At 70.8% G+C, this 19807-nt stretch carries 19 protein-coding genes and 1 riboswitch; of the genes, 9 read left to right on the forward strand and 10 right to left on the reverse strand.

Translation table 11 applies throughout. The features are described from left to right. The first annotated feature begins 10 nt into the window (after positions 1 to 10). Positions 11 to 1294, forward strand: coding sequence for a sensor histidine kinase (locus tag ACIQTP_RS20145; protein WP_403401465.1), 1284 nt, complete (start codon positions 11 to 13; stop codon positions 1292 to 1294). Here the strand turns inward: ACIQTP_RS20145 and ACIQTP_RS20150 are convergent. Then, positions 1272 to 2786, reverse strand: a complete 1515-nt coding sequence (locus tag ACIQTP_RS20150; protein ID WP_403401467.1) for an alpha-L-arabinofuranosidase B — start codon at positions 2784 to 2786, stop codon at positions 1272 to 1274. The genes ACIQTP_RS20145 and ACIQTP_RS20150 overlap by 23 nt on opposite strands. Before the next feature lie 327 nt (positions 2787 to 3113). Between ACIQTP_RS20150 and ACIQTP_RS20155 the strand changes: the two genes are divergently transcribed. Next, positions 3114 to 3746 carry a response regulator gene (locus ACIQTP_RS20155; RefSeq protein WP_402037524.1) on the forward strand — a complete coding sequence of 211 codons (633 nt, stop codon included), beginning with the start codon at positions 3114 to 3116 and terminating at the stop codon, positions 3744 to 3746. Between the two features lie 40 nt (positions 3747 to 3786). On the opposite strand, the gene ACIQTP_RS20160 is transcribed toward ACIQTP_RS20155, so the two are convergent. The 4 genes from ACIQTP_RS20160 to ACIQTP_RS20175 all read right to left on the reverse strand — a co-directional run bounded on the left by ACIQTP_RS20160 (position 3787) and on the right by ACIQTP_RS20175 (position 7947). After that, positions 3787 to 4617, reverse strand: a complete 831-nt coding sequence (locus ACIQTP_RS20160; protein WP_403401469.1) for a hypothetical protein — start codon at positions 4615 to 4617, stop codon at positions 3787 to 3789. Next, positions 4617 to 5156: a SigE family RNA polymerase sigma factor gene (locus tag ACIQTP_RS20165; RefSeq protein WP_403401470.1), complete on the reverse strand. Its 540-nt coding sequence runs from the start codon at positions 5154 to 5156 to the stop codon at positions 4617 to 4619. The genes ACIQTP_RS20160 and ACIQTP_RS20165 overlap by 1 nt, the downstream gene beginning before the upstream one ends. Positions 5157 to 5207: 51 nt before the next feature. Further along, positions 5208 to 6635, reverse strand: coding sequence for an MFS transporter (locus ACIQTP_RS20170; RefSeq protein ID WP_403401472.1), 1428 nt, complete (start codon positions 6633 to 6635; stop codon positions 5208 to 5210). Between the two features lie 118 nt (positions 6636 to 6753). Beyond that, positions 6754 to 7947 (reverse strand): lipid-transfer protein, encoded by a 1194-nt coding sequence (locus ACIQTP_RS20175; RefSeq protein WP_403401473.1) that lies wholly within the window; start codon positions 7945 to 7947, stop codon positions 6754 to 6756. A gap of 226 nt (positions 7948 to 8173) precedes the next feature. Here ACIQTP_RS20175 and ACIQTP_RS20180 point away from each other — a divergent pair, with 226 nt between their 5' ends. The 5 genes from ACIQTP_RS20180 to ACIQTP_RS20200 all read left to right on the forward strand — a co-directional run bounded on the left by ACIQTP_RS20180 (position 8174) and on the right by ACIQTP_RS20200 (position 13901). Continuing rightward, positions 8174 to 9919 (forward strand): MFS transporter, encoded by a 1746-nt coding sequence (locus tag ACIQTP_RS20180; RefSeq protein ID WP_402036908.1) that lies wholly within the window; start codon positions 8174 to 8176, stop codon positions 9917 to 9919. Positions 9920 to 10100: 181 nt separating this feature from the next. Then, a complete protein-coding gene (locus tag ACIQTP_RS20185) occupies positions 10101 to 10763 on the forward strand; it encodes a class I SAM-dependent methyltransferase (protein WP_403401475.1) in 663 nt (220 codons plus the stop codon). 22 nt (positions 10764 to 10785) lie between these two features. Beyond that, a complete protein-coding gene (locus ACIQTP_RS20190) occupies positions 10786 to 11787 on the forward strand; it encodes an N-acetylmuramoyl-L-alanine amidase (RefSeq protein WP_403401477.1) in 1002 nt (333 codons plus the stop codon). A gap of 158 nt (positions 11788 to 11945) precedes the next feature. Then, positions 11946 to 12764, forward strand: coding sequence for a hypothetical protein (locus ACIQTP_RS20195; RefSeq protein ID WP_403401479.1), 819 nt, complete (start codon positions 11946 to 11948; stop codon positions 12762 to 12764). Between the two features lie 126 nt (positions 12765 to 12890). Then, the gene (locus ACIQTP_RS20200; RefSeq protein WP_403401480.1) at positions 12891 to 13901 is read left to right on the forward strand and encodes an LLM class F420-dependent oxidoreductase; all 1011 of its coding nucleotides are present in this window, start codon (positions 12891 to 12893) and stop codon (positions 13899 to 13901) included. Positions 13902 to 13964: 63 nt separating this feature from the next. On the opposite strand, the gene ACIQTP_RS20205 is transcribed toward ACIQTP_RS20200, so the two are convergent. Further along, positions 13965 to 14528: a hypothetical protein gene (locus ACIQTP_RS20205; RefSeq protein ID WP_168490953.1), complete on the reverse strand. Its 564-nt coding sequence runs from the start codon at positions 14526 to 14528 to the stop codon at positions 13965 to 13967. 156 nt (positions 14529 to 14684) lie between these two features. On the opposite strand from ACIQTP_RS20205, the gene ACIQTP_RS20210 reads away from it, so the two are divergent. Further along, complete coding sequence (locus ACIQTP_RS20210; protein ID WP_067363108.1) at positions 14685 to 14978, forward strand: hypothetical protein; 294 nt, start codon at positions 14685 to 14687, stop codon at positions 14976 to 14978. A gap of 31 nt (positions 14979 to 15009) precedes the next feature. Here the strand turns inward: ACIQTP_RS20210 and ACIQTP_RS20215 are convergent, their stop codons facing one another. From ACIQTP_RS20215 to ACIQTP_RS20225, 3 genes are read right to left on the reverse strand one after another with little or no spacing between them, the layout of a single operon-like run. Further along, positions 15010 to 16086 (reverse strand): prenyltransferase/squalene oxidase repeat-containing protein, encoded by a 1077-nt coding sequence (locus tag ACIQTP_RS20215; protein ID WP_403401482.1) that lies wholly within the window; start codon positions 16084 to 16086, stop codon positions 15010 to 15012. Then, complete coding sequence (locus tag ACIQTP_RS20220) at positions 16083 to 16829, reverse strand: class I SAM-dependent methyltransferase (RefSeq protein WP_075026596.1); 747 nt, start codon at positions 16827 to 16829, stop codon at positions 16083 to 16085. The genes ACIQTP_RS20215 and ACIQTP_RS20220 overlap by 4 nt, the downstream gene beginning before the upstream one ends. Beyond that, positions 16823 to 18373 carry a glycosyltransferase family 4 protein gene (locus ACIQTP_RS20225; protein WP_403401484.1) on the reverse strand — a complete coding sequence of 517 codons (1551 nt, stop codon included), beginning with the start codon at positions 18371 to 18373 and terminating at the stop codon, positions 16823 to 16825. Before ACIQTP_RS20225 ends, ACIQTP_RS20220 begins: the two co-directional genes overlap by 7 nt. A 250-nt stretch (positions 18374 to 18623) precedes the next feature. Here ACIQTP_RS20225 and ACIQTP_RS20230 point away from each other — a divergent pair, with 250 nt between their 5' ends. Beyond that, a complete protein-coding gene (locus tag ACIQTP_RS20230) occupies positions 18624 to 19277 on the forward strand; it encodes a TetR family transcriptional regulator (RefSeq protein ID WP_402036832.1) in 654 nt (217 codons plus the stop codon). Between the two features lie 29 nt (positions 19278 to 19306). Then, positions 19307 to 19482, reverse strand: a riboswitch (TPP riboswitch). Between the two features lie 91 nt (positions 19483 to 19573). On the opposite strand, the gene ACIQTP_RS20235 is transcribed toward ACIQTP_RS20230, so the two are convergent. Next, positions 19574 to 19807 (reverse strand): ferredoxin, encoded by a 234-nt coding sequence (locus tag ACIQTP_RS20235; RefSeq protein ID WP_054230941.1) that lies wholly within the window; start codon positions 19805 to 19807, stop codon positions 19574 to 19576.

The following is a 19807-nucleotide window of genomic DNA, read 5'->3' on the forward strand; positions in this document are numbered from 1 at the left end:
GAGCGGGGACATGTCCTGGATGCGAGAGGTCACCTGCCAGGTGAAGGAGTGGCGGGCGGCGCGGGCGCGCTGGCGGGCCGACATGGAACGCTTCAAGGCCGAGCAGCGGGCCGCCCGCAAGAGCGGCGGGAAGATGCCCGAGAACCCGGGGCCGCCACCCACCGGCTTCGCGCTGCTGCCGTGGCTGCTGATGGGGATGGGCGCCTTCTCCAACCTCCTCCAGGGCAAGACCGCGAACCCCTGGATCGGCGGCCTGGGTCTGTTCACCTTCAACTCCCTCTACATCTACGTGACGTTCCGCGCCTTCGTGAAGGAGGCCCGCGAGGCCCGCTCCACCAAGGTGGCGCTCGTCCTGATGGGCCTGGTCACCTGTGGGCTGGCCCTCGGGTACGGCGGCAGCTGGCTGTACTTCTTCCCGCTCCTCGGCCTGGCCACCGGCGCGGTGCTGCGGGGCCCGCGGCTCGGTCAGATCGGTCTCGGCCTGACCGCGCTCGCGGCGGTGGTCTCCTTCGTCCGCGCGGGCTGGGACGCGGTGAACGTCGCGTACGGCACCTTCCTGTCCACCATGGTGACGGCGGCGATCCTCTCCCTCTCCGAGGCGGTACGGGAACTGCGCGCCGCCCGCGAGGAGCTGGCCCGCCGTGCCGTCGAGAAGGAGCGCCTGCGCTTCTCCCGCGACCTGCACGACCTGCTCGGCCACACGCTCTCCGTCATCGTGGTGAAGTCGGAGGCGGCCCGCCGGCTGGCCCCGCGCGACCTGGACGCGGCCCTGACGCAGATCACGGACATCGAGTCCGTGGGCCGGCAGGCGCTGACCGAGATCCGTGAGGCGGTGACCGGCTACCGCGAGGGCAGCCTCACCACGGAACTGGACCGGGCCCGCTCCGCCCTGTCCGCGGCGAGCGTCGAGCCCGTGGTCCGCCAGTCCGGCGCCCCGCTGACCCCGCAGAACGAGGCCCTGCTGGGCTGGGTGGTCCGGGAGGCGGTGACGAACGTCGTACGGCACAGCGGCGCGGCCCGCTGCGAGATCACCGTCGAGGGCGTACTGAACAGCCACGTCCGCCTGACCGTCACGGACGACGGCGCCGGCACGGGAGGCTCCTGCGTGACCGGTCCCGCCGAGGGCATCGGCGGCACCGGTCTGAAGGGCCTGACGGAACGCCTCGCGGCGGCGGGCGGGTCGCTGCGGGCCGGCCCGTCGCCGCGCGGCGGCTTCACGGTCACCGCCGAACTCCCGGTGGAGGCGGCGGACCTGGCGTCTTCTTCGGTGGCTACGGCGCCCAGGGAGCCGTGACCGCCCAGCTCACGTCGTCGGTCCACGAGGTGGCGCTGTCGAAGGTGTTCGAGCCGCCGTCACTCGCTATGTAGACGTTGTAGTTGTAGTGCCGGAGGTATCGCGTCGGGTAGTTGTACGACGCGAACGAGGTCCCCGTCCCGCTCTTGCCGGTCCCGGCGCAGAACGTGGCGTCCTGTCTGAACTGTGTGGTGCCGACCATGGGTTGTCGGTAGAGCTGGTAGTTGTAGTGCCGCAGGAAGTCGCCCGGGTAGTTCCGTGACTCGAAGGAGTAGCAGGAGCTGTCGGCGAGGCCCTTGCGGACGATCCAGGTGGCGTCGCTCTTGTCCAGCGTCGAACTGCTGGACGTGATGGCCGAGATGACCGCCGCGTTGTTCTGGTGGCGGATGTAGTCGGCCGTGCAGCACGAGGTGGTCGCGCGCAGCGAGATCTCCGACCCGGCCGTCAGCGAACCGGCGCTGCCGGTCGCACCGCCGTAGCCGGCGGAGACGATGTTGGCCTGGACGGAGTCGTCGGCGGCGTCCGTCGGGATGCCCGAGGTCATGACGCCCTCGAAGAAGGACCCGATGGAGCCGTTGCTGTTGTCGCCGCCGGTGCCCAGGACGATCGCGCCCTCCTGATGCATGGGCGAGTAACCACTGGTGGTGGGTTCACCCCCGGAATAAGTGGTCGTGAGACCTCCCGATTGGGCGTTGCCGTATTTCAGCGCGAAATGGTCCTGACCGTTGTTCTTCAGCAAAGCGGTCACGAACGGTGTCGATCCGGTGCCGGTGTTCGACGTGTTCTTGCTGTAGCCGGAGTCCGACTGGAACAGCCCGTTCTCCAGGTCGGCCTGCACCCAGGGGCCCTGGCCGTAACAGGGCGCGAACCAGCACTCGGTGCCGAAGTTGATCGCGTCCATATGACCGTTGCCGGTGTCCTTGTTGTTGGTCTCGGCGTTGCCGTAGTCGAAGCAGCAGCTGCCGTTCACATGGGTGCCGGAGGTCACCATGTACATCCCCTCGGCCGCCCCGTTGGTGGCCACGCCCGAGGTGGAGTTGTCCCGGTAGCCCATGCCGGCCGAGATCTCCAGGCCGTAGACCTGGTGGCCGCCGACGGTCACCGGCAGCGCGTCCGCGGGCGCCCCGACATCGGCCGCGCCCGCCCCGCCCGCGCCCTCGACGGTGAGGTCGTTGTGGCGCGCGGACTGGTCGTAGATCTTGCTGATGACGCAGGTGGTGCCGGTGCAGAAGGAGTCCTGCGCCGCCGCGTTCGCATACCCGCCCGCCGCCAGGAGACCGATGTTCGCGGTGGCGCTGTCGGAGGCGCGCCGCACCTGGTAGAGCGAGCCGTTGTACGACGAGTAGAGCGCTCTGACGAGGCTGTGCGCGGCGACGCAGGGCGTGCCGGCGGCGGCGTAGACGTCACAGGGGAGCGATCCCGCGGCGGTGGCCGCCGGGGCGCCGACGGCGAGCGCGACGACGGCCGCCAGCACCGACAGCACGGCGAGCACGGCGCTTCTTAAGCGCGACGATCTGGGGAACACGGTGCACCTCTTCCGTTCCTGGTAGGACAGTGCGGGTACCCGGTCGAAATACCGGACATCGTTCGATCGAAATACCGAACCCATTCCCGGTCGAAATGTCGAACGTTTGCGGATATCGGCTCGGCACAGGAACGGCAAAGGCGATCACGGAATGTCGAGGCGATTGTTTGCCCGGAGTCAAGGGCCGTCAAGACGCGCGGAGTCGAACCATGGAGAGTTTTTAACGACCGGCGAAGTGCGCACCACGACGGGTCACGCGCCCTCCCCCGCCTTACGCTTGGCCCCGTGAACGAGATGCCCCGGGACCACCGGCCCACGAAGTCCGTGCGTGTCCTGCTTGCCGAGGATCAGGGAATGATGCGGGGCGCGCTCGCCCTGTTGCTGGGGATGGAGCCGGACATCGAGGTCGTCGCCCAGGTGGCGGCGGGCGACGCCATCGTGGACGCGGCGCTGACGCACCGCCCGGACGTGGCCCTGCTGGACATCGAGCTGCCCGGGATCAGCGGCCTGGACGCCGCCGCCGTACTGCGCGAACAGGCGCCCGACTGCCGGGTGTTGATCCTCACCACCTTCGGTCGGCCCGGGTATCTGCGCCGCGCGATGGAGGCGGGCGCCGCCGGGTTCCTGGTCAAGGACGGCCCCGTGGAGGACCTGGCCGAGGCGATCCGGCGGGTGCTGACCGGCGAGACGGTCATCGACCCGGCGCTCGCCGCCGCCGCGCTCAGCGCCGGACCCAATCCGCTCACCGCCCGCGAGTGCGACGTCCTGAAGGCCTCGGTGGACGGCGCCACCGTCGCCGACATCGCCTCCAAGCTCCACCTCTCCGAGTCGACCGTCCGCAACTACCTCTCCTCCGCGATCGGCAAGACGGGCACCCGCAACCGCATGGAGGCGATGCGGGAGGCCCGCCAACAAGGGTGGCTGTAGCCCCCGCCTCTCTTCCCCCGGCCCATCCGGTCGGCTCACATCAGCCCGTCACCTTCACCGACTTGTAGCTCTTGCCCTCCGGGGCCACGCACACGAACCAGTTCGGCTGGGAGCCCTTGACAGGGCGGATGTACGGCTTGGAGTCCGGGCCGAAGCCGGCGCCCTCGGGCGCGCGCGGGACCTCGGTCTTCGTGCCGTCGTTCCACGTGCAGGTGACTTGCCGGGCGGTCGGGGCGACGTCGCCGATCACGAGCCGGTTGGACGCGCCGGGTCGGGCGGACTCACTGGACGGCATGCGGATTGCACCCGCCTCGAACTCCGCGCCCGACAGGGAGTCGCCTTTGTCGAACTGACCGGTCATCACCATCGACGTCCGGTCGCCCACCCTCGCGTGCACGAAGTACCAGGCCTTGCCGACCAGCTCCTTGGCGTCTCGCGCTCCCATCGGCGTCCCGCCGTAATCTTTCATGGCGGTCCACTGGCGCTGGGCCTCCGACCCGTTCTTCGACGCCCCCCACACGTCGATGGTGACCTCCCAGCCATTGCCGCCGTCGTCCCCTTTCGCGAGCATGGTCCGCTGCGGCTCGTACACATGCCGCTCCTCTCCCGTGGTCGGCCGCGTCGCCGCCGGCGCGACCCGCCGTGCGTCGCCGTCCGTCACCCCGGCCAGCGCCAGCGTCCCCGTCGAACCGGCGATCACCAGCGCCGCCGCTGCCGCCAGTGCCCAGCGGCGGGCCTTGCGGCGGCGGCCGCCGCGGACCACCGCCTGGTAGGGGGCTATGCCGATCTCCGCCTCGTCCGCGGCGTCGGCCAGCAGGAAGGCGATGTCCCTGTGTGTCATGTCGTGGTTCGTCTCCCGGTCCGCGCTCATCACTTCCGCCCTCCGTGTGTCACCATGTCCGCCAGACCCGGTATGGCGCGCAGCTTCGCGATCCCCTTCGCCGCGTTGCTCTTCACCGCGCCCACCGAACACCCCATCGCCTCCGCCGCCTGGCTCTCGCTCAGGTCCTCCCAGTACCGCAGGACCACCGCCTCGCGCTGGCGCGGCGGCAGTTGGACGAGCGCCGTCAGCAGGGCGCTGCGGTCGTCGGCCTGGGCGATGCGGTCACCTTGGTCGGGCAGCTCGCGCGTGAGCCCCGAGTCGTCCTTCGGTGCCAGGAACTCCTTGAGCCTTCTGCGGTGTTTCCGGGCATGCGCGTTGATCATCACGCGCCGTACGTAGGCCTCCGGGTCGTCGGCCGCGCCGACCCTGCGCCAGGCCACATAGACCTGCTCCAGCGTCGTCTGGACCAGGTCCTCGGCGGCGTGCTGCTCCCCCGTAAGGAGAAATGCCGTACGCATCAACCGCGGCCAGCGGCCGATGACAAAGCGCTGGAACTCCTCGTCCCGAGCCTGCTTCCGATCCCCCATGGGCACCTCCTAGATGTACAAAGGAGTCCACGAGGACCGGATTTCGTTGCCTCAGCGAGCGGAGATCTTCGAGGGCAGCCACAGCAGCATCAGCACCGCCCCGCCGAGCAGCACGTACCCGCCCGTACGGAAGGCCAGCGCGTACCCCTCCGTCAGCGCCTGGGCCGACGAGCCGCCCCCCGTACGCGAGGCCGCGATGGTCGACATGACGGCGAGTCCGAGTGAACCGCCCATCGTGCGGGAGGTGTTGACCAGTCCGGACACCAGACCGGCGTCCCCCGGCGCCGCGCCCGAGGTCGCCAGCGAGGCGAGCGGGGTGGCGGCCAGCCCCGCGCCCGCCATCATCAGGATCCCGGGGAACATGATCGCCGTCAGGTACGTGCCGTCGGCCGTCATCGTCGACTGCCAGCCGAAACCCGCCGCGGCGACCAGCGACCCGATGACGGCGACGTTGCGCGCCCCGACCACCGGCATGAGCCGCGGTGCGAACTTCGAGCCGAGGACCACCGCCAGCGAGCTCGGCACCAGTGCGAGCCCGGCGCCCAGCGGCGAGTAGCCGAGCACGTTCTGCGCGTACAGCGTCATGAAGAACCACATGCAGAACATCGCGGAGCCGCACACGAACATGGCCGCGTTCGCCGACGCCACCGCCCGCGCACCTAGCAGTCGCAGCGGCATCAGCGGCACCCGCGTCCGCGCCTCGACCAGGAGGAACAGGCCGATCAGCGCGAGCCCGGCGCACAACGGCACGAGGGTCGCGGCCGCCGCCCACCCCTGCGCCTCGGTCTGCACGATCCCGTACGCGAGGGTCGCGAGCCCCGCCGTCACCAGCAGCGCGCCGGGCAGATCGAGCCGCCGCCCGTCCCCGGCCCTGCTCTCCACGAGCCACCGTGCGGCGCCCGCCAGCACCACCGCGCCCACCGGCACGTTGATCAGCAGCACCCACCGCCACGACAGCCCGTCCACCAGCAGCCCGCCGACCAGGCCACCGGCCGCCCCGCCCCCGGCGCCGACCGCCGTCCAGGTCGCGATGGCCCGTGCGCGGGCGGCGCCCTCCGGGACCGCCGAGGTGAGGATCGTCAGCGTCGAGGGGGCGAGCACCGCCGCTCCGAGCCCCTGCGCGGCCCGCGCGACCAGCAGCTGCCAGCCCGTCTGGGCGATACCGCCGCCCAGCGAGGCCACCGTGAACAGCGCGAGCCCGACCAGGAACATCCGCTTGCGCCCGTACAGGTCACCGGCCCGCCCGCCGAGCAGCATGAACCCGGCGAAGGCGATCGCGTACGCGTTGACCACCCACTGCAGCCCCGGCGCGCTCAGCCCCAGGTCGGTCCGCATGGACGGCAGCGCGACGTTCACGACGGACACGTCGAGCACCACGAGGAACTGTCCGGCGCAGGCGAGCGCCACCACCAGCCAGGTGGGCGGCGCGACGCGAGCTGATATTCGGGTGTCTTCCGCGGCTCGAAGCATGACTGTCATGCTCTCAACCGCCCTACGGCCCCCGCATCGGGATTTAGCCGCACTCGCCCCTCGGCGACAGGACCTAGGGCCACCCGTGCACCGGACGTCGAGGCAGCCTCGAGCGGACCCCGAGTGATCAGCCCGCCGCCCGCAGCAGCGTGACCACCGCCGCCCCGCCCAGCCCGATGTTGTGGGCGAGCCCGACCCGTGCGCCAGGTACCTGCCGGGGTCCCGCCTCGCCCCTCAACTGCCATACCAGCTCGGCCACTTGGGCGATCCCGGTCGCCCCCAGCGGATGCCCCTTGGAGATCAGGCCGCCGGACGGGTTCACGACCCACCGCCCGCCGTACGTCGTGGCCCCCGACTCGACGAGCTTGCCGGACTCCCCCTTCTCGCACATCCCCAGCGCCTCGTACGTCAGCAGCTCGTTGATGGAGAAGCAGTCGTGCAGTTCCACGACGTCCACGTCGTCGATGCCGAGTCCCGACCGCTCGTAGACCTGGCGCGCGGCCTCCCGCGACATCGGCTGTCCGACGACGTCGATACAGGAGCCGGACGCGAAGGACTCCTCGGTGTCGGTGGTCATGGCCTGCGCGACGATCTCGACGGCCCGGTCCGCCGACTCGTGGCGCTCCACGAACCGTTCGGACACGACGACCGCGGCGGCGGCCCCGTCCGAGGTGGGCGAGCACTGGAGCTTCGTCAGCGGCCGGTGCACGACCCGGGCGGCGAGGATCTCGTCGACCCCGTACACGTCCTGGAACTGGGCGTACGGATTGTTCGCCGAGTGCCGGTGGTTCTTGGCGCCGACGGCGGCGAGCTGCGCCTCGGTGGTGCCGTACTTCTCCATGTGCTCGCGCGCCGCGTCGCCGAAGATCTGCGCGGTGGGCGGGGACATCTCGAAGCCGTGCCGGGCGGCCATGACGCCGTAGTGGCGGGCCACCGGGGACGTCGAGAAGTCTCCCCCGTCCGCCCCACCCCCCAGCGCCCCGCGCTTCATCTTCTCGAACCCCAGCGCGAGCACACAGTCCGCGACCCCGCCCTCGACGAACTGCCGGGCCAGCATCAGCGCGCTCGATCCGGTGGCGCAGTTGTTGTTGACGTTGTAGACGGGGACGCCGGTCAGTCCGAGTTCGTACGCGGCGCGCTGGCCGGCGGTCGAGGGCTGGAAGCAGTAGCCGACAGGAACCTGTTCCACCTCGGCATACGTGATCCCGGCGTCCGCGAGCGCGGCACTCCCCGCCTCCCGCACCATGTCCCAGTACTGCCAATCACGGGTCTCGGGCTTCTCGAACCTGGTCATCCCGACCCCGGCGACATAGGCCTTCATGGCGCGCAGACTAGAACACGTTTCAGTTGGCCGCCAGGTCTGACGCCGGGTCAGTTCCTCATGGGAAGGTCAAGATTTTGTTAGCACGCCGAAGCATCGGAATAGTTGCCCGGGCGCACCGGGTTCCTCTTGCACGTATCCCGCACGGACACCTGTCACGCATGGATCGCCCGCCCCCCCTTCTCCACCTTCCTCCCTCTCTCTTTTGGCCTGGAGGCCTCACGTAATGACCCACACGACGACCGACCAGCCCACCCGGAGGCCCGGCGGCGCGATCGTGCCGGTACTGGCCTTCGCGGGCATCGTTGTCGCGGTGATGCAGACCCTGCTCGTTCCGGTCATCAAGGACCTGCCGGAGCTGCTGGGCACCGCACCCAGCAACGCCACCTGGGTGATGACCTCGACGCTGCTCGCGGGAGCCGTGGCCACGCCGATCATGGGCCGGCTCGGTGACCTCTACGGCAAGCGGCGGATGCTGCTCGCGAGCCTGTCCGTGATGGTCGTCGGCTCGCTCATAGCCGGTTTCACCAGCGAACTGCTGGTGATGATCGTCGGCCGCGCCCTGCAGGGCTTCGCCATGGGCGCGATCCCGCTCGGCATCGGCCTGATGCGCGACATGCTTCCCCGCGAGAAGCTCGGCGAGGCGATGGCCCTCATGAGTTCCTCCATCGGCGTCGGCGGCGGACTCGCGCTGCCGGTCGCGGCCCTGGTCGCGCAGCACGCCGACTGGCACGCCCTCTTCTTCCTCGCCGCCGGTCTCGGCGTCGTCGCGATAGTCCTGACCCTCGTCGCCGTACCGGAGTCCCCGATGCGCGCCGAGGGCACCTTCGACGGGCTGGGCGCGGCGGGCCTGTCCGCGGGCCTCGTCCTCTTCCTGCTGCCCATCACCAAGGGCAGCGACTGGGGCTGGACCTCGACCACCACGCTCGGCCTGTTCGCCGCGTCGGCCGTCGTCCTGCTCCTGTGGGGCGTGATGGAGCTGCGTGTGAAGGCGCCGCTGGTCGACCTGCGCACCACCGCCCGCCGCTCGGTGCTCTTCACCAACCTCGCCTCGATCATGGTCGGCGTCTCCTTCTACGTCGTCTCGCTCGTCCTGCCCCAGCTGCTCCAGCTGCCGAAGGCCACCGGCTACGGCCTCGGCCAGTCGATGGTGGTCGCGGGTCTGTGCGTGGCGCCGCTCGGCCTGACGATGATGTTCACCGCGCCGGTCTACGCCCGGATCTCCGCCAAGTACGGCCCCAAGGTCACCCTGATCCTCGGCATGCTGATCATCGCGATCGGCTACGGCGCCGGCCTCGGCCTGATGAGCGCCGCCTGGCAGACCATCGTGATCTCGGTGGTCCTGGGCGCGGGCATCGGTCTCGCCTACTCCTCGCTGCCCGCGCTGATCGTCGGCTCCGTCCCGGCCTCGGAGACGGGCGCGGCCAACGGCCTCAACACCCTGATGCGCTCGATCGGTACGTCGGTCTCCAGCGCCGTCATCGGCATGGTCCTCGCCAACACCGCGAACAACGTCGGCGGCCTCGAGGTCCCCACCATGCACGGCTTCCGGGTCTCCTTCCTGATCGCCACCGGCGCGGTCGCCATCGGTCTGCTCTTCGCCCTGCTGCTGCCGGGCCGGCGCCAGGCGACCAAGCCGCAGCTGCGCGCGAGCAGCGAGGAGGACGCGGCCCTGGAGCGCGCCCAGGAGGTGCTCCGCGGCTTCCGCGGCCGGGTGCTGGACGCCGACGGCGGCACGGTCGCCCGTGCCAAGGTCACCCTGATCGACCGGCGGGGCCGCCAGGCGGGCGCCACGCTCTCCGAGGCGGACGGCAGCTACGCGCTCGCCGTGCCCGCCGAGGGCGCGTACGTCCTCGCCGCCAGGGCACCGGGCCACGGCCCGCTCGCCTCCTCGGCGACCCACTCCGGCGACGACCGCCCGGTCGAGCTTGACCTCGCACTGCCGAGCGAGACCGTTGCGGCCCAGGCCTGATCCGGACCGACAGGCCCTGGGGCCCGGCCCATCCGCACCACACCCCCGTCGCCGACGCGGCGGGGGTGTGGTGCAGCATGGGGCGCTCACAGTCACGTACACGCGGACCCGCACACAGCTGCGCGCGGACCCGCACAGGCAGACGTGCGACGCTGCCGTTCGCACCCGATGGAGGACCCCGATGCAGGACCCCACACCCGCGGCGCCCAAGCCGGAGATCCTGGCCGCCTTCGAGGCCGCGAAGGGGTTCATGCCGCTCGGCGAAGGGCTCGCGCTGTACGAGGCCGCGGTCGAGGCGGGCCGGCTCGGACTGCCCCTGCTCGAGGTCGGCACGTACTGCGGGCGCTCCACGATCCTGCTCGCGGACGCGGCGCGCGCGGCCGGGGTGACGGCGATCACCGTCGACCACCACCGGGGCAGCGAGGAGCAGCAGCCCGGGTGGGAGTACCACGACCCGGCCACGGTCGACCCCGAGATCGGCCGGATGGACACCCTTCCCACCTTCCGCCGCACCCTCCACAAGGCGGGCCTGGAGGATCAGGTGGTCGCGATCGTCGGCCGTTCGCCGCAGATCGCCGCCTTCTGGCGCACGCCCCTCGGTCTCGTCTTCATCGACGGCGGTCACACGGACGAGCACGCCTCCGGCGACTACGAGGGCTGGGCGCCGCACGTCGCCGAGGGCGGCCTGCTCCTCATCCACGACGTGTTCCCCGACCCGGCCGACGAGTTCACCGGCCAGGCCCCCTACCGCGTCTACCTCCGCGCCCTGGAGTCCGGCGCGTTCACCGAGGTCTCGGTGACCGACTCACTGCGCGTCCTGCGGCGAACGGGAGCGGGGATCTGAGAGCGCGGTTAGAGTCGCTGACGTGTCGTACGTAGGTCCTGACTTCGATCCTCCCGGCCCCCGTCGCCCCCGGCGTGGGCCGTTGACGGTGGCGGTGGCCGCGCTGGTGCCGGGGGCGCTGGTGGGGTGGCTGGTGTGGCAGGCGGTGGGTGACTCGGGCGGCGGGAGCAGTACGTCCGCCACGTCGACGGCCTCGGCCGGCGCACCCGGGTCCTCCTCCGCGGCATCCGGATCCTCCTCCACCCCGGCGCGGACACCGAGCGCGTCCGGGACGGACGACGGGAAGCCACCGAACTCGACCTTCTCCGGCCCCGCCACTCCCGCCGCCTCGGACCTGCCCGCCGCCGCGGGGCCCCTCAAGGGCAAGATCGTCGTCATCGACCCGGGCCACAACCCCGGCAACTTCCAGCACTCGGCCGACATCAACCGCAAGGTGAACATCGGTACGAACAGGAAGGAATGCGACACGACCGGCACGTCGACCAACGCGGGCTACACGGAGGCACGGTTCACGCTCGACGTCGCCCGCCGGCTGCGCACGCTCCTCCAACAGGAGGGCGCCACGGTGAAGTTCACCCAGGACGGCGACCGTCCCTGGGGCCCGTGCGTCGACGAGCGGGCCCGCATCGGCAACGACGCGCACGCCGACGCGGTCGTCTCCATCCACGCGGACGGCTCCGCGGCCGGCAACCGCGGCTTCCACGTCATCCTCCCCGCGTCCGTCCACTCCGGCGCCGCCGACACCCGCGCGATCGTCGCCCCCTCCCGCGATCTCGGCGAGCGCATCGCGGGCAACTTCGTCCGCGACACCGGCAGCGCGCCCTCCAACTACATCGGCGGCGGCACCGGACTCGACGTCCGCGGTGATCTCGGCGGTCTCAATCTGTCAACGGTTCCGAAGGTGTTCATCGAGTGCGGCAACATGCGCGATAGCAAGGACGCTGCGTTGCTGACCAGTGGCGCATGGCGGCAGAAGGCGGCGCGTGGGATCTCTGAGGGAATCGTGAGTTTCCTGCGCGGGTAGTGATCGGCGGATCGAACCCGACGGACACCCCGATCGGACGGGCGATAGTGTCATCCCTACGATGAGGGGCCACCCCCGCGCTTCACACCCGGGCCTTACGGCGACATGGTGTCAGCGACGCCTCCACCGACGACGAGACGACTGACGAAGGACCTGAAGTGAATATCCGCTCCCTCACTCGAGGCGACGGCGTGGTGATCGGAGCAGCGGTATTGCTGTTCATCGCGTCGTTCCTCGACCTTTTTTCCATCGACGGGGTCTCCAGCAGTGCCAGCATCCCCAGCGCCTGGTCGAGCGGACCGGTCCTGCTGAGCGTGGTCCTGGCCGGCATCATCGGGGCCGCGCTGGTCGTCGTCTCCCACGGCCTGCCGCAGGTGCCCAAGATCGTCGGGCTCGACCTCGGCCAGTTCGGCGTCGCCTTCACGGTCTTCGCCGCGTGGAGTGCGCTCGGGAACGTGTTCGACCCGATCGCCGGCAGCGAAGACAGTGGTATCAGCGCCGGCACCGGCCTGATCCTCGCGTTCATCGCGACGCTGATCATGGCCGGCGCCGCGATCGCCACCCCGCTCGTCCCCGCCCTCCAGGCCGCGCTCGTCCCCTCTCCCAAGCCGGCCGCGCCCCAGCCCTACGGCGCCCAGCCGCCCGGGGGTTACGGCTACCCCGGTGCCCAGCAGCAGGGTCAGCCCTTCGGCGGTCAGCCGCAGCAGGGGCAGCCGTTCGGTGGTCAGCCCAGCCAGCCGCAGCAGGCGCCGACCCCGCAGGCGCAGCCGCCCGCCGGTGACTTCTCGCCGTTCTGGTTCGCCGTGCCGGTGCCGCGTCCGCTGTTCTCGGAGGACGGCTCGCAGGCGCCGATCGCCGAACTCGCGCCGGGCACCTGGTACCTGGCCGTGGAGCAGCGCGGTGCGAACCTGGTGGCGCAGACGCAGGACGGCCGTCGCGGTGTGCTGCAGGACACCTCCGGGATCCAGCGCGGCTGAGCTGTCGCGTCCGCTCCATCAGGCCCTCTACGGCCCCTCGTCCTTCCGGGCGGGGGGCCGTTGCCGTACAGTCGGCTGGCCCGCACGTGACTGACGTCTCGTCAGAACCAAACGCCTGGAGGGTTCATGCGGCTCGGCCTCGCACTCGGCTACTGGGGGCGCGGCCCCTCCGCGGACCATCTGCCGCTCGCCCAGGAGGCGGAGCGGCTCGGCTATCACTCCGTGTGGACCGCCGAGTCCTGGGGCTCGGACGTCTTCACCCCGCTGACCTGGATCGCCGCGCACACGACCCGTATCCGCCTCGGCACGGCCGTCGCGCAGATGGCCGCCCGCTCGCCCACCACCACCGCGATGCACGCGCTCACCCTCGACCACCTCTCGGGCGGACGCATGATGCTCGGCCTCGGGCTGTCGGGGCCACAGGTCGTGGAGGGCTGGTACGGGCGTCCGTTCCCGAAGTCGCCGCTGACCGCGACCCGGGAGTACGTCGATGTCGTACGCCAAGTCCTCAGGCGCGAAGGGCCCGTCGAGCTCGACGGCCGCTTCCACAGGCACCCCTACCGTGGCGAGGACGGCACCGGGCTCGGCAAGCCGCTGAAGCCGATCACACATCCGCTCCGCGCCGACCTGCCGATCCTGCTCGGCGCCGAGGGGCCGAAGAACATCGCGCAGACGACGCGGATCGCGGACGGCTGGCTGCCGCTGTACTGGTCGCCGACCCGCTCGGGGGCGTACGAGGCCGCGCTGAGCGATCTCCCCGCCGGCTTCCTCGTCGCGCCCATGGCCCATGTCCGTGTCTGCGACGACGTCGCCAAGGGACTGCTGCCCGTGAAGGCGATGCTCGGCTTCTACATCGGCGGGATGGGTCACGCGGCGCGCAACTTCCACGCCGATCTGATGGCACGGATGGGGTTCGAGGAGGAGGCCCGGCTCATCCAGGAGCTGTTCCTCGCGGGACACCGCCAGGAAGCGGTGCTCGCCGTCCCGGACGCGTTCGCCGACGAGATCTCCCTCGTCGGACCACGTGAACGCATCGCCGAGCGGCTGGAGTTGTGGCGCAAGGGTCCGGTGACAGACCTGCTGGCGCTGTCACCGGACCCTCACTCGCTGCGGGTTCTCGCCGAGCTCAACTCCTAGCGGCGCGGCACGGTCCACGTCCTCGGCTGTCCCGGCTCCTGGGAACGGTACGGCGGGTGGGGCTCAGCCGCCGGACAGCTGCGAGGCCGACGGCACCTTGTCGGTGACCGGGGCGCCCGCGCTCTTGCCCGCGTCCTTCACCTTGTTGATGATGTCGTCGAACGAGCCCACGGTCGCGTCCGTCGAGTCGCCCTTGCGGAGCTTGGACGGAAGGTTCTTGAGGGCGTCGATGCCCGCGGTGAGCGGGGCGACGGCCTTGGAGAGCGTGGGGTCGCCCTGGGCGTTCCGGCTCGCGGCCTTGAGCCGGTTGTAGGCGAACGTGCCGGCGAGGGCCGCCTTGATCAGGGCGGTCCTGCGGCCCTTGGCGCCCTTCTTGAACTTGCCGGCCTTCCAGGGCTTCACGATCCACTGGTAGGTGGCTCCGGCCGCGAGGCCCGCGTTCGCCACGAAGCGGGTCTTGGAGAGCTTCTGTTTCTCCACGGTGCTGCTGCTGGACGGGGTGGCGGCCGCCACGACGGCGGCGGTGTCCTTGGTGGCGCTGCTGCCACTGCCGCAGGCCGTGGCGCCGGCGAGCAGGGCGCAACAGACGGTGAGCGCCACGACGAGGCGCCGTATCGGTACGGGCACGGGGTCCTCCGGGGAAAGGAACGGTTCTCCCGGTTTCCGGGAGACACGGCTCTTCCAGCAGGCTCACCCGAACACGGCCGCTGCGCCACTCGAGCGACCCGTTCGGGTTCCGTTCCCCACGGGTTTCATCCGCGGATACGCGGCAACCCGGAGGCCATGTCCCCTCGATATCGCAACGGTTCCAACCAAGCGGGCACGGTCATCGCGATCGTCGCCGACGTGATGGCCGTCATCCTCGGCCTGTGGATCCTGATGTACCTCCTGGACGCGAACCGGGCCAACGACCTGGTCCAGTTCGTCCACAACGTGGCGAGCTGGCTGGCCGGCTGGTCCCGCGACCTGTTCACCTTCGACCGGGCGTGGGCACGCGTGGTGGCGGGTTACGGCCTGGCCGCCGTCGTGTACCTCTTCATCGGCCACGCCATCGCCAACCGTATGCACCGCCACTGAGCGGACCCCGCCCGGCTGCCGACAGGGCTGCTCAGCAGCACTCCGCGTCGAGTCCCAGCGGCAGGCGCTCGCCGCCGAAGACCGCGCAGGTCGGCTCGTCGCCGCCGAGCGCGGCGACGGCGAGGAGGAGCGAGCCGGCCGTCCAGCTGGTGAGCTCCTCGGGCCAGACCGTCCGGGCGTCGAAGACGTAGCCCGTCCAGTAGAGGCCCGTCTTCGGGTCACGCAGGTGCTGGATGGACTGGAGGATCTCCAGTGCACGGTCGGACTCGCCCACGGCCCACAGCGCCAGGGCGAGTTCGGCCGACTCGCCGCCGGTCACCCACGGGTTGGGCACCACACAGCGCACGCCGAGCCCCGGGACCACGAACCGGTCCCAGCCCTCCGCGATCCGGGCCTTGGCCTCGGCGCCGGTCAACGCGCCGCCGAGCACCGGGTAGTACCAGTCCATCGAGTAGCGGTCCTTGTCGAGGAACCGCTCGGGGTGCCTGCGGATCGCGTGCCGCAGCGCGCCGACCGCCAACTCCCAGTCGGGCTGCGGCTCTTCGCGCTGCTCGGCGATGGCGAGCGCGCAGCGCAGTGCGTGGTGGATGGACGAACTCCCGGTCAGCAGGCCGTCCTCGACCGCCGTGCCGTCGTCCTCGCGCTTCCAGCCGATCTGCCCGCCGGGCTGCTGGAGGCGCAGCACGAACTCCACGGCCGCGTAGACCGCGGGCCACATCCGGTCGAGGAAGGTGTCGTCGCCCGTGGCGAGGTAGTGGTGCCAGACGCCGACCGCGATGTAGGCGCAGAAGTTGGTCTCCCGGCCGCGGTCGGTGACGTCGTCCGGGTCCCCGTCGGCGTACGCCGCGTACCAGGAACCGTCCGGGTTCTGGTGCCGGGCCAGCCACTCGTACGCCCGCTCGGCCGCCTCGTGCTCCCCCGCCGCGTCCAGGGCCATGGCCGCCTCGGTGTGGTCCCACGGGTCGAGGTGGTGTCCGCGGAACCACGGTATGGCGCCGTCGGGTCGCTGCACCCCGAGGACGGCCCGCACCGTGGCGGCCGCCTCCTGCGCGGTGAGGACCCCGGGCAGGACGAGGTGTTCTGTCCGGGGCGTGCGTGGAGTCGTCACGAAGCGTCCACCGCGGCGGAGTCGAGGGGCAGGTGGGGCTTGGTCGCGTACGCCACGAAGCTCTTGCCGATCAGCGGGTTCAGCGCGTTCTCGGCGACCCGGGTGGCCAGGGGCTTCTTCATGATGTCCCAGACCAGCAGCTTGTGGTACGCCCGCACGGGCAGCGCCTTGTCGTTGTCGACGCCGAACGCGCACTTCAGCCACCAGTAGGGGCTGTGCAGGGCGTGGGCGTGATGGGTGCCGTAGGGCTTGAGCCCGGCCTCCTTCATCTTGCCCAGCAGTTCGTCCGCCTTGTAGATGCGGATGTGGCCACCCTCGACCTCGTGGTACGCGTCGGACAGCGTCCAGCACACCTTCTCGGGGCCGTAGCGCGGCACGGTGATCGCTATACGCCCGCCCGGCTTCAGCACGCGCACCATCTCGGCGAGGACGCCCTTGTCGTCCGGGATGTGCTCCATGACCTCGGAGATGATCACGACGTCGAAGGACGCGTCGGGGAAGGGCAGCGCGAGCGCGTCGCCCTCCATCGCGGTCGCGGTGGCGCCGGCCGGGGCCTCGCCCGCCTCCTTCATCGCCGCGAACCACTTGGCGACCTCGCGGATCTCCTCGCCGTTCTGGTCCAGCGCGACGACCTGGGCGCCGCGCCGGTAGCACTCGAACGCGTGCCGGCCGGCACCGCATCCGAGGTCCAGTACGCGGTCGCCCGGGGCGAGCGGGAACCGGGAGAAGTCGACGGTCAGCACGTGGCCCTGCTTTCACGATCGGAGGTGGGGGTGACGCCCGTCGCCGGGCCGAAATCTACGGGGCCGTGGGTACCTACGGGGCCGGGGGTGGGCTCCGCCGTGGCGACGGCGGCCGGGGTCGCGGCGGCCAGGGGCGCGATCTGGTCGGCCGTGGTCCCGGCGGGCGCGGAGCGGACGGGTGTGGGCGTGCGGGGCGCGACGGGGGCCCCCGCGCGGGAGCGCAGCCGGGCGTCGGAGAGGGCCATCGCCTCGCGGTAGTGGGCCACCGTGCCCTCGGCGGCGCGGGCCCAGGTGAAGCGGTCCAGTACCCGCGCGCGTCCGGCGGAGCCGAGCCGTACCCGCAGTTCCGGGTCGCCCAGCACCCGGCTCAGCGCGGCGGCCAGCGCCCCCGAGTCGCCGGGGAGAACCGCGAGGCAGGTCTCGCCGTCGGGTCCGGCGACCTCCGGGATCGCCCCGCCGGTGGTGGCCACCAGCGGCGTCCCCGTGGCCATCGCCTCGGCGGCGGGCAGCGAGAACCCCTCGTACAGGGACGGCACGCAGGCGACCTCGGCGGACCGTACGAGGTCGACGAGCTCCGCGTCCGAGATGCCCTTGACGAACTCGACGGCGCGCTCGAGGCCGTACCGCTCTATGGCCTGGGCGACCGGCCCGTCCTCGGCACGCTTGCCGACGACGACGAGATGCGCGCCGGGGTGCTCGGTGCGCACCTTGGCGAGCGCCTCGACGAGGTGGATGAGCCCCTTGAGGGGCACGTCCGCGCTGGACGTGGTGACGATCCGGCCCGGTACCTGCGGCACGGACGGGTCGGGCGAGAAGAGGTCGGTGTCCGCGCCGATGTGCACGACGTGGACACGGTCCCGGGCGACGCCCAGATGGTCGACGATCTCCTGCTGCGAGCTGCCGGAGACGGTGAGCACGGACGGCAGACGGCGCGCGACGCGCTTCTGCATGCGCGTGAAGGCGTACCAGCGGCGTACGGACGCGCGGCGCCGGCGCCCCTCGGCGGCGTCGAGCTCCAACTGCCGGTCGACGGTGATGGGGTGGTGGATGGTGGTGACCAGCGGCGCGCCGACGTCGCCCAGCAGTCCGTACCCGAGCGTCTGGTTGTCGTGCACGACGTCGAAGTCCCCGCGCCGGGCGCGCAGATGGCGGCGGGCGCGCAGGGAGAAGGTCAGGGGTTCGGGGAAGCCGCCGGTCCACATCGTGCCGACCTCGACCGCGTCGATCCAGTCGCGGAACTCCTCGCGCCTCGGGGTGCGAAAGGGGTCCGGCTGGCGGTACAGGTCGAGGCTGGGCAGTTCCGTGAGGGTGAGGTTGTGGCTGAGCCCGGGGAGGTTCTCGTCCAGCACGGGGTACGGCTGCGAGCCGATGACCTCGACCCGGTGGCCCAGGCGGGCCAGTTCGCGCGAGAGGTGCCGTACGTACACGCCCTGACCGCCGCAGAACGGGTTCCCCTTGTACGTGAGGAGCGCGATGCGCAACGGTCCGTCACCGTTGGTGGCCGCGCCCGCTCCGGGGCCCGCCTCCATGGCCTCAGCGGTCACTTACGGCCCCCTTCTCCCTGCACTTTCCCGCGAGATTACGCCGGGACGCTAATCTAGAACAAGTTTCAGACTTGATCGTTCGAGGAGCACTGAATCTACCGGCAGGTAGCGTCTCTGTGAGCAGTGGATCAGGTGATCCGCGCCACGACGGAAGCGTCGGGACGGATGACATGACGGATGTGTTCTGACCCACGGAAGTGTCTGCCATGCTGTCTCGTCGCTCCTCCAGCTGAACCACGGAACGGGACCCATGCCTGCGGAAGTCAAGGTGGAAGCCAAGTCCGCGCGACCCGCCGCGCAGCCGGCCTCTCCCCCGCTCACCGAGCGTCAGGAGGCACGCCGCCGCCGGATCCTGCACGCGAGCGCGCAGTTGGCCAGCCGGGGCGGCTTCGACGCGGTGCAGATGCGCGAGGTCGCGGAGTCCTCGCAGGTAGCCCTCGGCACGCTGTACCGCTACTTCCCCTCGAAGGTCCATCTGCTGGTCGCCACCATGCAGGACCAGTTGGAGCACATGCACGGCACCCTCCGCAAGAAACCGCCGGCCGGGGACACGGCGGCGGAGCGGGTGGCGGAGACGCTGATGCGGGCCTTCCGCGCCCTGCAGCGCGAGCCGCACCTCGCCGACGCCATGGTCCGCGCGCTGACCTTCGCGGACCGCAGTGTGAGCCCCGAGGTCGACCAGGTGTCCCGGCAGACCACGGTGATCATCCTGGACGCGATGGGGCTGGACGACCCGAGCCCCGCCCAGCTCTCCGCGGTCCGGGTCATCGAGCACACCTGGCACTCGGCCCTGATCACCTGGCTCTCCGGCCGCGCCTCCATCGCCCAGGTCAAGATCGACATCGAGACGGTGTGCCGCCTGATCGACCTGACGGAGCCGACGAGGCCGACGGAGAAGTCCTAGGCATGGCACAGGCACACGAAGGCACGTGAAAACCTACGAGACGGGTTCCCTTCGCCGGCATGGTCCGGATCAGGTAATGGAGGTCGCCTTCAGGTCCGACTACTACCTTCAGGCCTCTCAGCCCGACCGTCGACGTCGGCCCCGGCGGAAGTTGCTGCCTCTCGCCAAAGTCGGCTACTCCGGTTGAACTCCCTCACTCGCCTCGTAGGCCACTACCAGCATAGAACGCCTATAGCCGAATGAAACCACCCAAAGAGGGACTTTTTTTCCAAGATCGCGCCCGTCCTCTCCCGACCTCAGTCCTCCGGTGGGAACACCGGCTCCCCGCTGCCCAGCAGCGTGATCATGATGGCCTCCACCGGGCAGCTCTCCGCCGCCTCCAGGATCTTCTCGTTGGCGTCGGTCTCCGCCTCGGCCGGATGCGACTGCATGGCGGTGTCGAGCCGGAAGGCCTCCGGGGCGCGGTGGACGCACTGGGCGGAGCCGATGCAGACGGAGCGGTCGACCTCGACCCCCCAGCGGTCGCCCAT

This window comes from Streptomyces sp. NPDC090798, from assembly GCF_044768965.1.
GTDB lineage: Bacteria > Actinomycetota > Actinomycetes > Streptomycetales > Streptomycetaceae > Streptomyces.

Excerpts from the sequence above, each read along its gene's own strand:
- ACIQTP_RS20235 (WP_054230941.1), bottom strand. The coding sequence starts at position 19,807 with ATGGGCGACCGCTGGGGGGTCGAGGTCGACCGCTCCGTCTGCATCGGC.
- ACIQTP_RS20210 (WP_067363108.1), top strand. The coding sequence starts at position 14,685 with ATGTCCCCTCGATATCGCAACGGTTCCAACCAAGCGGGCACGGTCATC.
- ACIQTP_RS20200 (WP_403401480.1), top strand. The coding sequence starts at position 12,891 with ATGCGGCTCGGCCTCGCACTCGGCTACTGGGGGCGCGGCCCCTCCGCG.
- ACIQTP_RS20160 (WP_403401469.1), bottom strand. The coding sequence starts at position 4,617 with ATGAGCGCGGACCGGGAGACGAACCACGACATGACACACAGGGACATC.
- ACIQTP_RS20230 (WP_402036832.1), top strand. The coding sequence starts at position 18,624 with ATGCCTGCGGAAGTCAAGGTGGAAGCCAAGTCCGCGCGACCCGCCGCG.
- ACIQTP_RS20145 (WP_403401465.1), top strand. The coding sequence starts at position 11 with ATGTCCTGGATGCGAGAGGTCACCTGCCAGGTGAAGGAGTGGCGGGCG.
- ACIQTP_RS20170 (WP_403401472.1), bottom strand. The coding sequence starts at position 6,635 with ATGACAGTCATGCTTCGAGCCGCGGAAGACACCCGAATATCAGCTCGC.
- ACIQTP_RS20155 (WP_402037524.1), top strand. The coding sequence starts at position 3,114 with ATGCCCCGGGACCACCGGCCCACGAAGTCCGTGCGTGTCCTGCTTGCC.
- ACIQTP_RS20175 (WP_403401473.1), bottom strand. The coding sequence starts at position 7,947 with ATGAAGGCCTATGTCGCCGGGGTCGGGATGACCAGGTTCGAGAAGCCC.
- ACIQTP_RS20180 (WP_402036908.1), top strand. The coding sequence starts at position 8,174 with ATGACCCACACGACGACCGACCAGCCCACCCGGAGGCCCGGCGGCGCG.
- ACIQTP_RS20185 (WP_403401475.1), top strand. The coding sequence starts at position 10,101 with ATGCAGGACCCCACACCCGCGGCGCCCAAGCCGGAGATCCTGGCCGCC.
- ACIQTP_RS20165 (WP_403401470.1), bottom strand. The coding sequence starts at position 5,156 with ATGGGGGATCGGAAGCAGGCTCGGGACGAGGAGTTCCAGCGCTTTGTC.